This is a genomic window from Pseudomonas sp. DSP3-2-3 (assembly GCF_049898225.1).
Taxonomy (GTDB): Bacteria; Pseudomonadota; Gammaproteobacteria; order Pseudomonadales; family Pseudomonadaceae; genus Aquipseudomonas.
Genome location: NZ_JAFCXH010000014.1, coordinates 160,984 through 176,134 on the forward strand (window position 1 = coordinate 160,984; position 15,151 = coordinate 176,134).

The window sequence follows — 15,151 nt, forward strand, 5'->3', positions numbered from 1 at the left end:
ATTCACGATAGGACTTACAGCCGCTGTATTTGCGTCACTGGAATGCCGTCTTCCCGGATAAATCCGGTCCCACACAATCAGCGCGATCCAGTGGGACCGGCTTTAGCCGGGAAGGCGTCGGTTCAGACAATATGTCTGCGGCGCCTGGCGGTTGCCCCCAGACATAGAATCTCCAACGAGGGCCGGTGTTGCTACGGGTTATGACTGCGTTGGCAACCCAATCACGCTCATCGCCGCCTGACGCAACGCTTCGGAGCGGGTTGGATGTGGATGGCTGGTCAAGGCGATGTCCTCGGAAGACGCCGCAAACTCCATCGCCACGCAGAATTCGCCGATCATTTCGCTGACGCTTGGCCCGACCAGATGTACGCCGAGGATTTCGTCGGTGCGCTCGTCGGCCAGGACTTTGGCGAAGCCTTCGGTTTCATGATTGACCTTGGCCCGGCTATTGGCGCTGAACGGAAACTTGCCAACTTTGTAGGCGCGGCCATCGGCCTTGAGCTGCTCTTCGGTCTTGCCGACGCTGGCCAGTTCCGGACGGGTATAAATCACGTTGGGGATCAGGTTGTAATCAACCTCGCCCGCCTTGCCGACAATGCGTTCCACGCACACTGAGGCTTCGTCTTCAGCCTTGTGCGCCAACATCGGACCGGAGGTGACATCACCGATCACCCAGATGCCTTCTGCTGCGGTGCGATGCCCTTTGTTTTCCAGCATGCCGCGCTTGTCCAGCTCCAGGCCGACCGTTTCCAGCCCCAGGCCTTTGGTGAAGGGCCGACGTCCAATGGACACCAGCACGTAATCCGCTTCGATCAACTCAGCCTGGCCGCCCGCTGCCGGTTCGACGCTGAGACTGACGCCGTCTTCCGAGGTCGTGGCTGTGGTCACCTTGGAGCTGAGCTTAAAGTTGATGCCCTGACGCGACAGCGAGCGGTGCAGCGTCTTGCCCGCTTCCAGATCGCTGCCGTGGGCGACGTGATCGAGAAATTCGACCACCGTCACTTGCGCGCCCAAGCGCCGCCACACTGATCCCAGCTCCAGGCCGATCACTCCGGCACCGATCACCACCAGATGCTTGGGCACTTCAGCTAGCGACAGCGCGCCGGTGGAATCCAGAATGCGCTGGTTATCGATGTCTACGCCGGGCAATGGCGTCGGCTCGGAACCGGTGGCAATGATGATGTCTTTGGCTTGCAGCTCGGTTTCGGTGCCGTTGGCGTCGGTGACGATAACCTTGCCCGGCCCGGCAATACGGCCCCAGCCCTTGATCCATTCGGCCTTGTACTTGCGAAACAAAAACTCGATGCCCTTGGTCAGGGCCGTCACGCTTTCGCCTTTCTGTTTCATCATCTGCGCCAGATTCAAGGTCGGCGTGACCTCAATGCCCAGCTTGGCAAACTCTTCGCCGGTGGCTGCTTCGTACAGTTCCGAGGCATGCAGCAACGCCTTGGAAGGGATGCAACCGACATTCAGACAAGTCCCGCCCAATGTTTCGCGGCCCTCGATACAGGCAACGCTCAAGCCCAGCTGGCCAGCGCGGATGGCTGCGTTATAGCCGCCTGGGCCGCCGCCGATGATTACAACGTCATAACTGCTCATGGCCATATGCTCCTGAAGTCGATACCGAGAAAAGTGTATGCCCGTTGATGAGGGTCTGTCATGAAGCTGCGGGCGCTTGGATGATGGTTGTAATATCTCCAGCTACAAGCGTCAAGCCGCAAGCTGCAAGCAGAAGCGACCGAGATCGGCTTAGGCTTTGGCTTGTAGCTAGGAGCTTGCCGCTTGCCGCTGCTTCACACCCACCAATACCGAACAAGGTGGAAGAAGATCGGCGCGGCGAAGCAGACTGAGTCCAGGCGATCCAGCATGCCGCCGTGACCTTCGATCATATGCCCCCAATCCTTCACGCCCCGGTCGCGCTTGATTGCTGACATGACGATGCCACCGGCAAAACCTAGCAGATTGATCAGCAGCGCGATCAACGCCGACTGCCAGGGATTGAACGGGGTGATCCACCACAGCGCGCCGCCGATCAGCGACGCCAGGGCGATGCCGCCGACGAAGCCTTCCACGGTCTTGGACGGCGAAAGATTCGGCGCGATCTTGCGCTTGCCGAACAACTTGCCGCAGACGTACTGCAAGACGTCCGACAGTTGCACGACGATTACCAGATAAGCGATCAGCAGCAGATTGCGGCCGTCGTAACCGGGGATTTCCAGGGTCAGCAATGCCGGCACGTGCGACACGCAGAACACGGCGATCATCAAGCCCCACTGGACTTTCGACGCGCGCTCCAGGAAGTGCGTGCTGTCGCCGCCCAGGGACGCGAGGATCGGCAGCAGCAAAAACACATAGACCGGAATGAAGATTGAAAACAGCCCATACCAGCTCATGGCGATCAGCACGTATTGCAGCGGCAGCGCCAGATAGAACGCCGCAACCAGCGCCGGGTAATCGCTCTTGCGCGTCGGCGTCAGGGTCAGGAATTCGCGCAGCGCATAGAACGACACGGCGTAGAACAGGATGATCACTGCGCTGTAGCCCAACGCGAAGGCGATGCCGATCACGATGACCATCACCCACCACGCGTTGATTCGCGCGTTGAGGTTGTCGATCACCGAATTGGGGCCGCCGGCCCGGCGCTTGAGGATGAAACCGATGGTGGAGGCCAGCAGCAGAATCGCGCCGATCCCCATGAACAACATTTGCGTCTGGTTATCCATCAATGCTGCTCCGGTGCCAGGGCCAGCAGCGCTTCACGGCTGCGCAATAAAAACTGTTCTTTGATTTCGTCACTGCCCAACTGCAAGGGCGTGCCGAAACTGGTTGTGCATAACAATGGCAACGGCAGTACGCGGCCCTTGGGCATGACGCGATTGAGGTTGGCTATCCACACCGGGACCAGCTCCGCTTGTGGATAACATTTGGCCAAGTGATACAAACCGCTTTTGAAGGGTAAAAGACCGTCTTCCAGGTTGCGCGTGCCTTCGGGGAAGATGATCAGCGAATCGCCGTTCTCCAGCGCTTCGAGCATCGGCTGCAATGGGTTGCTGTCCGGCGTCTTGCGCTGGCGATCAACCAGCACGCCATTAAATACGCGATTGATGATGTAACGCCGCAGCGGACTGCTCTGCCAGTAATCCGCGCCCGCAACCGGTCGGGTCAGCTTGCGCAACGCAGGCGGCAGCGAAGCCCACAACAGCACGAAGTCGCCGTGGCTGCTGTGATTGGCGAAATAGATGCGCTGCACCGGTTCTGGCGTACAACCGAGCCAGAGACTGCGCGCGCCGGTCACGCTTCGCGCGCCAGCGGTAATGATCGTCGCGACCAAGGGTTCGAACATGGCGTTTCCTTAAGATGCGGTGAAGGACAACCAAGGGAAAATCAGAATCGCGCCCAGCATCACCAGCAGCTGGACAGCAACAAACAATAATTGCTGGCGCAGCAGCTTCAACGCGCCCTGGCTACGCACTGCCCAAGGTCGACCCGATTTATCCACAGGCTGAAACTGGAGTGCGACTAAGGCTTGATCAAGGGCGAGCGTGCGTTCGGCAAGTCCGGATTCGTCACTGGCAACGGCCTGGAACAGGTCCGCATCGAACGCGACCCGCAGCGCGTAGTACTTTTCGATGAGACCCAGCAGGACGATGGCCGCCGTGAGTATCAGCAGCAAGAGCGTTGTGGGAGTTATCAACAGCTCCGCCAGTCCGAATGCCATACCAAGCAACGTTAGCCCTGTGGATAAATTATCCAGCGTCTTGCCCCGGCGCAGCAGACTGGCGACGATATGCAGCTGCATTTCAGATGACATGATTGGGCCCCGTAGGAGCGAGGCTTGCCCGCGATGACGTTAGGTCAGGCAGATCGCTTTCGCGGGCAACCCTCGCTCCTACGATTTCCTGCAAGGCTTCAACATGCGCGGCGCGCAAGACAACCCCCGGCCTTGCTTGGCGAATGAGCGCAATCGCGTTATCCACAGTCTCGGCGCGACCGCTGTGCAAAAGCCAGGCGGCAACTGCCGTGGCGCTGCGCGAATAACCCAACGCGCAGCACACCAGCAACGGGCCTTCCTGGCGCAGGCTTTCAATGGCCTGGGCGGCGAGCAGACAGGTCTGTGCCGTGGGCGCCACCAGGTCCAGTGTGGGAATAGCCTGGTAACCGCGCTGATCCGGCTTGATCGGTATTTCGGCGCACATATCCACAACAGCGGCGAACGGTTCGAGTTGGTGTTTATCCGGCAACCGACCCAACCAAACGTTATCCACAACTAAATCCGGTTGTGGATGTTTTCTGGTCCAGATCCGCGAATTGATCCACGCGCCGAGCAGGTAAGGTCCGAATAGCCAATAGGCAGCCGGGCTGAGGCTGCCGTCCTGACGTTTCTGGAACCCGGCAGCATCGAACAGCAGATAATTCAGCGCGACCAACAATAGAGAACCTGCTGGCCAGGCCAGCCAAAGCCAGGCGCCGCCCAGCTTCAGGGCCATCGCACCCAGCACGATTGCGCCGATGCCATAAATGGCAGTCAGCTTCAGACGCTTAGGTCCCGAGCTGAAATGCGCCGCGAGCAACGGACTGCGGCCTTCGTCTGGCCAAAGCCATACACAGAACCAACCGGCCAGAGCACCTGTGGGTAAGTCGATAAAGTGATGTTGATAAGTGGTTAGCACCGAAATGCCGATCAAGCTGAACCAGCCATGCAGCAACCAGCGCCAGGCCTGATGGAATTGCCGCAAATAGCGGTCATAGCAGACCCACAGCACCACCAGCAGCGCGATGTGCAGCGAAGGCGCCTGATTGAAGGGCTTGTCGAAGCCCGCCAGCACGGCGAATAGCCAGCCGAATACGCCGTCCAGTTCCGGGCGCTCGAAAGCGAAACGCAACGGCCAGATCAGGAAGCAGCTCACCGCAATCAGCTGCGCGCTGAACAGGCGCAGGGCGTGAGTATCCAGCTGTCGCCGGGTCAGGCACGCCAGCAATGAGAAGCCGTAAAGCAGGTCGATGGACCAGTAGGGCACGATGGTCCAGGCCCAGAATGGCATGTGCGCTTCCCAACCGAAGGCCAGGCTTGGCACGTCGCTGCGCTGGGCCGTCACCCAGGTGGCAAAGCCGTAGCTGGCGAAGAAGAATGGCGCCAGCGCCAACAGCCAGACCACGGCGCGCTTCCACAAACCGGCTTCGCGCATCACGTTCAATTGATCCGCTGCGCCAGCGACACGCTGAAAATCCCCCATTCATCCACACGCTGGGTGATCTTGCGGAAACCCGCAGCTTCCACCAGTTGATCCATTTCCGTCTGACTGCGTCGGCGCATCACCCAGGCTTGCCCTTGACGATGGCTGGTCAGGGCGCGGGCGATCAATTCCAGCTGCGGATGCCACGGCTGGCCGGTGTATACCAGATAACCACCCGGCTCGACCGCTGCGGCCAGACCCGCCAGCGAATCGCCGACCATTTGGTTACTGGCAAACAACTCATATAAGCCGGAAACCACGGCCAACGTCGGTTTCGGGTCGAGGGCGGCAAGGTCGGCGCGATCAAAGGCGTCGGCCTTGATGAAGCGCGCAATGTGACCCAGACCTTTCTGCTCGATCAAGGCGCTGCCATCGCGCACATTGATGTCGCTGTAGTCGCGCAGCAGAATCGACTCCGGCAGCGGATCGACGCCTTGCAGGGATTCGAGAATGTAACGCCCGTGGCCAGCGGCGATATCCACGATGCGCACCGGTTTGCCCTGATTGCGCAAATGTTCCATGGCCAGGCGTAACAACTCTTCGACGTGCAGCTTGCGCTGGCGAATGCCGCGCCAGCCGATGGAATCCAGATAATTCCTGTCGATCATCTCGCCCAGCTTGCCGCTGCCGGTGGGTTGGTTGCGGTAGACATAATCCAGCGTGCTGCCGGAATCGAAACCGGTATCGAAGCCCAGCTTCACGCCTGTGGATAACTTGCTGCCCAGACGCATGCTAGCGCGGGTCATGCGCCAATACAGATCACGCAGCGAGTTATGCGGCAACGGCGCGGCCAGCTCTTCGGATTCGGCACAGGTCACGCCGAGCTTGTCGGCGTCCAGCAGGGAAGGGCGGGTCCCGGGCAGTTCGAAGTTCTGCAGGATAAAACGCCGCGCGCGGCTGACCGCCAAGTGGCGATCCCGCTCGCCGAGGGTGTCGTGGAAGAAGCCCGGCAGGATGTGTTTTTCCTTGCGCACGCTGCCCAGCCGCTCAAAGAAGCGCTCCTGTGGGCCGCGATGCACAACGAAGTCGGAACCGGAGATCAACAGCTGGGTCGGAATCGAAATGGCTTGCGCATCGGCTACAACCCGATCAGCCGCTTCGTACAAACCGAGCAGTACATTGACCGAAATTGCCTTGGTGATCAGCGGGTCGCTGTCGTAGGACGCGATACGCTGCGGGTCATGGCTGAGGAAGCGCGCCTTGACGTAGCTGTTGACGAAAAAGTTGCCTTTGAATTTGCGCAGCAACGCCAGCCCCGGACGGGCGAATGGCACGTACAGCTTGACCTTGAAAGCCGGCGAGGCGAGCACCAGCGCGCGGATCTTCGGCGCATAGTCGTGGGCCCAGGTCGCGGCGATGACTGCGCCAACACTTTGTGCCACCACGGCCATGTTTTCTTCAGCGATGTCGAACGTCGCGCTCAGGTGATCAACAAAGGTCTGCACATCGCGAACGCTGGTGGCAAAGCTCGGGCTATCACCGCGCGCGCCAGGCGATTGGCCGTGGCCGCGTGAATCCCAGGCAAAGAAATCGAAATCCGGCAGGTCCAGCTCATCCACCAGATGCGCGATGCGTCCGGAATGTTCGTGGCCACGATGAAACAACAGCACGGCCTGGCGCGGGACCGTCGGGTCCTGATTCGCAGCGGGCCAGTGGCGGTAGAACAACTCGACCCCATCATGGGTCATGAAGCGCTGATCCTGAGCGTCACGCATGTGGATATCCTTATGCCGGGGTGTCGTTGCCTATTGTTCTTGGGAAGAGCCTTTGGGATCAGGTGTTTCAGCCAGCCCGCGACGCACCCGATTGACGACGGTGTAGACCAGCAGCGCGGTAATCACGGCCAGGACAATATTTATCCACAACCCGGAAAGCCAGCCGATGGCAACTCCAGCACCCAACACGCCGAAGACAAAAGCCCGATCGCTCTTGCCCATCGGCCCGTCATAACGCCGGGAAGCCCCGATCATCGGGCCGAGCACGCCGGCGTACTCACTGAAAATCGCCCACAAAGTGACCATCAGAATCAGCAACAGGTTCACATCGGGAAGCAACGCGAAAGGCAGGAACAACGCGCTGTCGGCAATAACATCGGTCAGTTCATTGAGATAAGCGCCAAGCCGCGACTGCTGACCGAACTCCCGAGCGAGCATGCCGTCGACGGCATTGAGCGCCATGCGCACGATCATCCACAGCGGGATCAACACGAACACCCAATGATGCGCGGCAAACAACGCCACCAATGCGCCGATCACGATAGACACTGCGCAGGCACTCAAGGTGACCTGATTCGCCGTCACGCCCCGGTCGAACAGACGCTGAACCAAAGGCCGCAGCAGGTTTTGAAAGCGTGGTTTGAGCTGATAGATCGAAATCAACGTACAACCGTCCTTGTGTCGTGAAATTCGCAGGAGGCGCCTGTGGATAACTATTACCACGACGCCGGGCTGGCCCGGATGCTAGTGAAACACAACGTAACGCGATTGAGGCGAGGTTCTTTGTGCTGTGGGTCTCAGGGTGGGAAGCTGGTCCCCCCCCGGTGGGAGCAAGCTTGCTTGCGAAGGCGGCGTTATATCCGCAAAAAATGCCACGGATGTTCCCAAGCTTCGCGAGCAAGCTCGCTCCCACAAACAGCAACTGTGAGCCGAGAAATTTCCTTCGTATTTCCCTGTGGGAGAGGACTTGTCCTCGATGGCTTAAATCGACACTGCAGTGCGTCAGGCGGATCAGGATCGTCTGGGCTGGCTGTCGAGGACAAGTCCTCTCCCACAAAGGGCCTCTCTCACACAGCCGGCATTCCGACCATTGAATCTCCAACGGTGATAAGACGCCAATTGCCGCTTCAACCCTTGTGCTCAATCAACTTGCAGGCCTCGATGAAGTTCATCTTCTTCTTGTCCATGGCGTGCTGCACAAGCTGTGTGGCTTTTTGTAGGGCTGGGCTGGGTTTGGCCCATTGATCGGGTGGGACGGGTTGCGACCATTGTTGAACACGCTCGGGCATCACCGGTGTACCCGCTTTATGACCCCATTCGGCGATCATGTAGGGGATTTTCCAGAAGCTTAGTACCCGCCAGATATACCAACGGCGCAGCGGCCAGCGAGAGCGCGGGGTTAGGCCGATTTCTGCACGGCGCTCGTCACTGAAGCAACTGTGCAAACCACCGTCTTCTTCTTTCATCAGCTTCTCGACCTCCCAGGTATGTAACCCTTCATAAGGCCGGAGCTCGTATTCCGTCAGTTCGCGGCCTAGCAGGAGCCTCAGCCATGCACCTGTTTTATCCGTTGGTACACCCTGTTCCATATACAACCGAATCGCCTCCCAAGTTCCGATGGCATGGGCCTGGCTGGGTTTGCCGAACAGAATTGGCTGCACCGTACCTTTCTCTTCGTTTTCCAGAGCCATGCCAAAGGTATAAAAAGTCGTGGCGTTGTATTGGGTCACCATCTGTCCCTGAGAAATCCAGGCGGTGACCTCTTCCCAAGGCACGATCAGGATTTCATGGGTGTTGCTGTCGACAAAACAGACTTCTCGACGTTGGCGATTGAAGCGCAGGGGGTATTGGCGGGCTTGTTCGCGGGTTTGGGAGATTATCGTGTGTACAACGGTGCCTATACATAGTGGAGCCGTAAAGATGCCTAAGTATAAAAACAGCTCAGCTAACATACTTAAATCTTTGGCAAACGTATTATTTGTTCCTTCAGGAGTGATAACCCACAACAGCACGGCAAGAAATAATGGAGAAAAAACATTCATGATAATCATTAGCCAAATAACCCAGGCCAGCATTTTTCCTTGCCATACCGTCCCGATATTACTTCCGCCCACTTGCAGGTAGACGTCATTAACTTCCGGGAAACCTTGCATGCTCACCGGCTGCTGGCCGGTATAGACCGGTAAAGGCGCGAGATATAAGGTTTCTTCCGAACCGATCTTGCGTACTTCTCCTGCTTTGGGGTTTTGGCGTTCCTGCGCCACTGAAGGCGGCGCAGGTTCGGTTTTGCGTTTAAATAGTTTAGTTAGCATTGCCATTCAAGCCTTACGCTCGATTAACTTGCAGGCTTCGATGAAATTCATCTTCTTCTTGTCCATGGCGTGCTGCACAAGTTGTGTGGCTTTTTGCAGGGCGGGGCTGGGTTTGGCCCATTGATCGGGTGGGAGGGGTTGCGACCATTGTTGAACACGCTCGGGCATCACGGGTGTACCCGCTTTATGACCCCATTCGGCGATCATGTAGGGCATTTTCCAGAAGCTTAGTACCCGCCAAACGTACCACCAGCGCAATGCCCAGTAATCGCGAGGGAGAAAGCCATGCTTGGCCCGCTCCTCATCGGTCATATCGACATCAAGGAAGCGGTCCTCGATTTTCATCAGTTTCTCGACTTCCCACGTATGCAACCCTTCATAAGGCCGTAACTCGTATTCCGTCAGTTCGCGGCCTAACAAAAGCCTCAGCCATGCACCTGTTTTATCCGTTGGTACACCCTGTTCCATATACAGCCGAATCGCCTCCCAGGTTCCGATGGCATGGGCCTGGCTGGGTTTGCCGAACAGGATCGGCTGCACCGTACCTTTCTCTTCGTTTTCCAGAGCCATGCCGAAGGTATAAAAAGTCGTGGCGTTGTATTGGGTCACCATCTGCCCTTGAGAAATCCAGGCGGTGACCTTTTCCCAGGGCACGATCAGGATTTCATGGGTTTTGCTGTCGACAAAACAGACTTCTCGGCGCTGGCGATTGAAACGCAGGGGGTATTGGCGGGCTTGTTCGCGGGTTTGGGAGATTAGGGTGTGGATACAAATGCCAATAAGATAAGCCCAACCGGGTACACCGGTGCCACCAAAAAAAAGGAACGATAGACCAAGGTCATTGGAATATGTGTTATTTGTTCCTTCGGGTGTGATGACATATAGCAGCGTCGCGATAATGAATGGGCACATGAATATATAAAAGATCGCTAACCAGATAACCCAGGCCAGCATTTTTCCTTGCCACACCATCCCCATATTACTTCCGCCTACTTGCAGGTAAACGTCATTAACTACCGGAAAACCTTGCATACTCACCGGCTGTTGGCCGGTATAAACCGGTAAAGGCGCAAGATATAAGGTTTCTTCCAAACCGTTTTTGCGCACTTCTCCTGCTTTGGGGTTTTGACTTTCCTGCGCCGCTGAAGGCGGCTCAGGTTCGGCTTTGCGTTTGAATAATCTATTCAGCATCAGATGCTCCCAGATCCACTTCGCGCAGAAGCCAGGGTGGCGTAGCCGATAGCTGCATTGACTCCTCGGTCTCTGCTTTGTAAGCGAAGACGCCCTTGCGCTCGCGCCAGCGACCTTCAACCTGTTGGCGGTGCAGATCCAGGACGTGGAACGTGGACCGGTGGCTTATATCGCGATGCTCTTCCAAGTCATAACTGACCGCAATAGCGAGGCCAAAATGATCGAAGATCAGTGGGCTTAGGTCGAGGCTGAGGACCAACGCACCGTCCGCCGGCCCTACTCGCTTGAGCTGCCCTGCCAGGGCTTCGCTGCACACCGCCCAATAGACCGGGTTTTGTGATCCGTAAGGTGCGCTGTAATCCTTTTGCCGCTGGAGTGCTTCAATCCAGACTTTTCGACGTTCCATTTCGTCGCTGCGTATGGCGGGGAAGGTCAGGCGCAGTTCGGTGCTGTGCTCGGTACGGATCAGTTGGCAAACGGGTTGCTGGACGATGGAGGCCAGCTTGCGCCAGTCCTCATCTAGGCTTAGGCCTAGCGACTGCTGGCCCCATGCGCTGTGCAATACCCATTTGTTCAACGCATCGAGGTTGAAGTAATTGAAAAATCCTTCACCGATTAACTGCAGGGCGGTCGCTGCGATGCCGATCAGACTGGCTCTTGTCGCGATACCAACCAGTTGAGGGCTGCGTTCAGCCCAGGCAAGAGCACGCATATGTGCTGGCATACGCATTATTTCTTTAGTGATGGAGTAGGTATGTTTGAAGGCCCACCTATGAGTGCCTAATAGCAAGGTGTCGCCGCTTATCTGTAAGGAAGTCGCGGCAAGGCTTTTGCCGTCCCCTTCTGTCAAGGCAATGCCCCATCGCTTGGCATGCTTACCCAGATCAATCGCTGCAGCGAAAAAACCAAAACCGAATGCGCCCAAACCAGTAAAGGCAGACCACTTACCCAGCTGACTCATGGTATTGAGCTTGCCAGCCGCACTTTCCATCTGATCGATATGGGCTCGCAGGATATTGATAGACAAACCCTGAACAGCAGCAAAGCCAGCAGAGAACGTAGTGATAAAAGACTCACCGATATCGAATACGTCTTTCCATCCACGATCCTCTTTCGACCTGATCTTCGACGCCACATCGAAAAACTTCATCGCCTGAAAGTAAAACAACACCACCGCGATCTGATCACCCGTGGATCGCAGCACTCCGCGCATCGGCCCTTTGTATGTCCCGGTGCTGCGGTAGTCGTTCACCGCGCGGCGCATTTCCTCATTGAGTTGCGGGTCCATATTGCCCAGCACCAGACCAAACTGGCCGGCACCGCCGCCGGGTGTCAGCGCCAGACTGAGACGCTCTTCTATGGGGCCCAGTTGATATTTGACGAGGTTGATATTCTCATTCAGCCGTTTTCGAGAGCCAATTGGGTCGGCATCGGTAGTCTGTCCTCTGAGCTTTTCACGCCGCTCCTTATAAAGCGTTTTGAGGTCGTCACGCAGGGCAAGGGCTGCGTTGCGGTCGCGGGTAAACAGTTCGACTTCGGAGGCGGAGGCGACTCTCAATTGTAAGCCGCTCGACGCGTAGGCACTTAGCAAGCGAAGCCGCGCGGCGGGTCCAATGCTGCGAATGAAATCATTGGGGTCAACCGATGCGCCCCGCTGAAAATCCAGTTGTGCCTGAGCCAGACGCGCAGCCACCCGTAACTGCCGTGCCGGATCGTAAGCACTGCCCAGCAAACTGTTCAAACCACTGAACCGGGTATTCAGGTTGTCGTACTTGGGCAGGCTCTGGCGCATCAGGCTATTGAACTGGTTCGCCAGTGCATCCATGTCGCGCACTACGCCGGGGGCGTCGGCGAGCTTGATGCTGAAGTCGCTGAGGTCGGCAAGTTTCTTGCGCAGGTCCGCCTGGTCAGCCAGATTCAGGGTGTCCAGGCCAGGCACTTGCACTAACGGGTTTTTCTCCAGGTACGCCTGGAGTTGTTCGGTAGCTTGTTGATCGTCGCAGATGGCCGCCACGCAATTGAACTCGCGCTCCAACCGGTGTTGAATCTGTTCGTCTTGTCGAAAGTCGTAGTACCACGCGGCGCGATGGAAATGGCCTTCGATAATCATCTTCAAGCGGTCGGCGCGGATGCTTTTGAGCTGGCCGCGCCAATGGCTTAGAAGCTTCTGGTGCTTGATTACAAAAGCTTCCATGGGTTCGCGATGAACCAGTTGATGGATGCCTCGTTCGCCGACTTCCTTACCGCTCAGCGCATACCACGTCGCCAACTCAAGGTCGGTGATGGCGGGGCTGTGTTTATCCATAAGCTTTGGGCCAAGAGCGTCGCGCATGTCCACCGTCGCCTTGGCCAGCGGGTTATGTTGCGCCTGGTCGCGCCAACTCTGCTCGTCGCCGAAAATCGCCGGGCCCCGGTAGTCGCGCTTGACGCGCAGGTACTCGAGCACCTTTTCCCGTTGATCCTCGTTGGTGTCGTCAAGCAGTGCCTGGTAGCGTTTGTCCTTTGTAGCCAATTGATCAAGACGCTTCTGGGTGACCTGATACATCGACTGAATGTAGGCCCCGGTCAGGTATTTGTGCTGGGTATCCTCATCATTGCTCCAGCGTCCGATCCAGTCGGCAACCTTGAGTTGCGCCGCAGCCAGATCGAGCATGACGCCGATGTCGTCGCGTACTGCCAGAAACAGGAAATCGTGTTTATGTGCGGCGTTGACCTGACTTGTCAGCTCCTCGATCCAGGCTTTGCGAAATAGCGGTTTATGTTCCCAGTGATAGGCGGTGTTTTCCTCCGGGTCGGCGCCTTCGGGGAGATCCTTCGCTTCAGTGGTTTCCGCCGCTTCAGCCAGCCAGCTTCGGGTCTGTTTTTCCGTCAGCAGGTGCGCGCCACCTTTCTCGCAGTCGATCTGGTTGAAGCTGACGTACTGCATGTATTTTTCACGCTCGGGCGGTTGACCGATCACCTGCGAGCATTTGTAGGCCGTCCATTGAAATTCGGAATATGCCACGTGCAGCGCGCCATGCCGTGGGAAAACCAGATCTGGCTCGCCAATAGCATTAGTGCGAATGTCGGCGCTGACTTGCGGACCTTTCCAGAGCAATTTGCTTATCGAGCCTTGCTCGATACGGTATTCGTGCAGGTAACCGCTGGCGTTGTCGACAATGTATAGATAGCCGTCACGCAGCAGGCGCAAGCCCATTTTTCGGCTTTGCAGCTCATGGGGCATCGGAATATCGCGGCTGGGTTGCAGGTTTTCCACAAGCCCGTATCGCAGCGGCAGAAACTGCACCGTGCGCTTCATCAGCGGGCAGGTGCCGCCGGCATCCAGCGGTTTGGCAGTGCGTGCCTTGCCCTTCAGGTTGGCCAGATGACCGCGAGGTGAATCGTTGGCGGCGCTCATTGCGTGCTCCTTTGCGCGGCAAGTTCGCTGGCACGATCAATCCGCTGGAAAGACGTCAGCTCGGATTCAACGGTCAATAGCTCAACAATATCCGCGTGCGAATTGACGTTTTGCTCGCCTAAAAAACCGTAAACATTGGCGTACAGCCAGATTTCTCGCTCATCTTCAAAGCCTTGTTCGATAGCGGAGTTGGCCAGTTCATGAAGGTGCGCCAGGCGCTGATCGGGTTGCAGATCCGCTTTGTAGTCAGGAAAGAAGTGCTGCATATGCAGATAAAGCTCACCGATGGACTTGTGGAAGGCAGCGGCCTGCAACGCCGTCCATTGCGCGGCGCTGGGTACATAGGGCGCGTGGTATTGAGGCTGCGGCATCTCGCCAGGGCGGTTGTATTGCTGCCACCCATCGAGCGGCGTATTGGCAACGACGATCTGGGAGCAAGGGCCAAAGATCTGTGCAGTCGGGTGCAGATCGGCGGCAAACAGAGCATGAGCGACGACGGGATCGGAAATGCGCAGGAACATTTCATCGTGCTGCGCTGGCTGGATGCTGGTCAGCCAACGCAGGTGGTCCAGTAGCTCCGTCCAGGGGCCATCGCTGAATAGCAGATAGCCCCACTGATTCCGGGTGTTGGCCAGAAACTGCAGCAGAGCCGGGTGTTCAGGGTCAGTGATATGTACCAGACAGGGAGAAAGTCGGCTGATTCCTGCCCATTGCGTACGCTGGTACAGGAGGTCCACATGAGGCGCTTCTGACCACTGATAGAGACGCTTGATCAGGTCTTCTACTTGAAGCGCATCAAGTAACAGCCCTACGGTTTGGCCCCAGGGTAGATCATTGGGTAATTGCTGGGGCTGGCCTGCCAATCGTGTGCTCATAAGACTTCCTTGTTGTTTTCGGCGCATTTCGGACAGAACAAAGCACCTTGTTCTATCGCTTCAATCTGTTTGTGAGGCACCAGCGGCGGGCTGTTTGAAAGGGCGGGTTCTGCTGTTGATTTCGATAACGGCGCGGGCAACCCCGGCACCGCAGGCATCCCCGGCATTGGCACCCCCCCCAGCAAAATCGGCACGCTGGTAAAGATTCCCGCAGGCGTAATCGAAATCCAGTGCCCGCCCGCCTTGATCGTGGTGCTCAAGGTCGCGTCGACGATCATGTGGTTTCCGGCAGCCAGATGGACTTCCAATGCCGCACTGACCAGATGATTCGCCGCGCTGATGTGCTGATTGCCCACCACCGTCAGGGAATCGTCCTCGAGCACCTGCGTCTTGCGCGCGCCGAGGGTCAGGTGATGTTCTTCGCCTT

At 57.4% G+C, this 15,151-nt stretch carries 11 protein-coding genes and 1 pseudogene; all 12 read right to left on the minus strand.

The features are described from left to right. Positions 1-198: 198 nt before the first annotated feature. Entirely contained in the window at positions 199-1,599 is a 1,401-nt protein-coding gene (gene lpdA, locus ACP7E4_RS17750) for a dihydrolipoyl dehydrogenase (RefSeq protein WP_426116528.1), read from the minus strand. Between the two features lie 194 nt (positions 1,600-1,793). Beyond that, positions 1,794-2,723, minus strand: a complete 930-nt coding sequence (locus tag ACP7E4_RS17755; RefSeq protein ID WP_426116526.1) for a phosphatidate cytidylyltransferase — start codon at positions 2,721-2,723, stop codon at positions 1,794-1,796. After that, complete coding sequence (locus tag ACP7E4_RS17760) at positions 2,723-3,343, minus strand: lysophospholipid acyltransferase family protein (protein WP_426116524.1); 621 nt, start codon at positions 3,341-3,343, stop codon at positions 2,723-2,725. Before ACP7E4_RS17760 ends, ACP7E4_RS17755 begins: the two co-directional genes overlap by 1 nt. Before the next feature lie 9 nt (positions 3,344-3,352). Next, positions 3,353-3,811, minus strand: a complete 459-nt coding sequence (locus ACP7E4_RS17765) for a hypothetical protein (RefSeq protein WP_426116522.1) — start codon at positions 3,809-3,811, stop codon at positions 3,353-3,355. Next, the gene (locus tag ACP7E4_RS17770; protein ID WP_426116752.1) at positions 3,801-5,186 is read right to left on the minus strand and encodes a phosphatase PAP2/dual specificity phosphatase family protein; all 1,386 of its coding nucleotides are present in this window, start codon (positions 5,184-5,186) and stop codon (positions 3,801-3,803) included. Before ACP7E4_RS17770 ends, ACP7E4_RS17765 begins: the two co-directional genes overlap by 11 nt. A 5-nt stretch (positions 5,187-5,191) precedes the next feature. Next, positions 5,192-6,949: a bifunctional alpha/beta hydrolase/class I SAM-dependent methyltransferase gene (locus tag ACP7E4_RS17775; RefSeq protein ID WP_426116520.1), complete on the minus strand. Its 1,758-nt coding sequence runs from the start codon at positions 6,947-6,949 to the stop codon at positions 5,192-5,194. A gap of 30 nt (positions 6,950-6,979) precedes the next feature. Next, complete coding sequence (locus ACP7E4_RS17780) at positions 6,980-7,612, minus strand: CDP-alcohol phosphatidyltransferase family protein (RefSeq protein WP_426116518.1); 633 nt, start codon at positions 7,610-7,612, stop codon at positions 6,980-6,982. 464 nt (positions 7,613-8,076) lie between these two features. Beyond that, on the minus strand, positions 8,077-9,261 hold the full coding sequence (locus ACP7E4_RS17785) for a DUF6708 domain-containing protein (protein WP_426116516.1): 1,185 nt from the start codon (positions 9,259-9,261) through the stop codon (positions 8,077-8,079). Between the two features lie 6 nt (positions 9,262-9,267). Further along, complete coding sequence (locus ACP7E4_RS17790; protein ID WP_426116514.1) at positions 9,268-10,452, minus strand: DUF6708 domain-containing protein; 1,185 nt, start codon at positions 10,450-10,452, stop codon at positions 9,268-9,270. Then, positions 10,442-13,849, minus strand: coding sequence for a toxin VasX (locus ACP7E4_RS17795; RefSeq protein WP_426116512.1), 3,408 nt, complete (start codon positions 13,847-13,849; stop codon positions 10,442-10,444). The genes ACP7E4_RS17790 and ACP7E4_RS17795 overlap by 11 nt, the downstream gene beginning before the upstream one ends. Then, positions 13,846-14,724: a DUF4123 domain-containing protein gene (locus ACP7E4_RS17800; protein WP_426116510.1), complete on the minus strand. Its 879-nt coding sequence runs from the start codon at positions 14,722-14,724 to the stop codon at positions 13,846-13,848. The genes ACP7E4_RS17795 and ACP7E4_RS17800 overlap by 4 nt, the downstream gene beginning before the upstream one ends. After that, positions 14,721-15,151, minus strand: a pseudogene (locus ACP7E4_RS17805) (type VI secretion system tip protein VgrG); the annotation flags it as partial. The gene ACP7E4_RS17800 and the pseudogene ACP7E4_RS17805, both read right to left, overlap by 4 nt.

Coding starts and splice junctions, on each gene's coding strand:
- lpdA (WP_426116528.1), bottom strand. CDS start 1,599: ATGAGCAGTTATGACGTTGTAATCATCGGCGGCGGCCCAGGCGGCTAT.
- ACP7E4_RS17755 (WP_426116526.1), bottom strand. CDS start 2,723: ATGGATAACCAGACGCAAATGTTGTTCATGGGGATCGGCGCGATTCTG.
- ACP7E4_RS17760 (WP_426116524.1), bottom strand. CDS start 3,343: ATGTTCGAACCCTTGGTCGCGACGATCATTACCGCTGGCGCGCGAAGC.
- ACP7E4_RS17765 (WP_426116522.1), bottom strand. CDS start 3,811: ATGTCATCTGAAATGCAGCTGCATATCGTCGCCAGTCTGCTGCGCCGG.
- ACP7E4_RS17770 (WP_426116752.1), bottom strand. CDS start 5,186: ATGCGCGAAGCCGGTTTGTGGAAGCGCGCCGTGGTCTGGCTGTTGGCG.
- ACP7E4_RS17775 (WP_426116520.1), bottom strand. CDS start 6,949: ATGCGTGACGCTCAGGATCAGCGCTTCATGACCCATGATGGGGTCGAG.
- ACP7E4_RS17785 (WP_426116516.1), bottom strand. CDS start 9,261: ATGCTAACTAAACTATTTAAACGCAAAACCGAACCTGCGCCGCCTTCA.
- ACP7E4_RS17790 (WP_426116514.1), bottom strand. CDS start 10,452: ATGCTGAATAGATTATTCAAACGCAAAGCCGAACCTGAGCCGCCTTCA.
- ACP7E4_RS17795 (WP_426116512.1), bottom strand. CDS start 13,849: ATGAGCGCCGCCAACGATTCACCTCGCGGTCATCTGGCCAACCTGAAG.
- ACP7E4_RS17800 (WP_426116510.1), bottom strand. CDS start 14,724: ATGAGCACACGATTGGCAGGCCAGCCCCAGCAATTACCCAATGATCTA.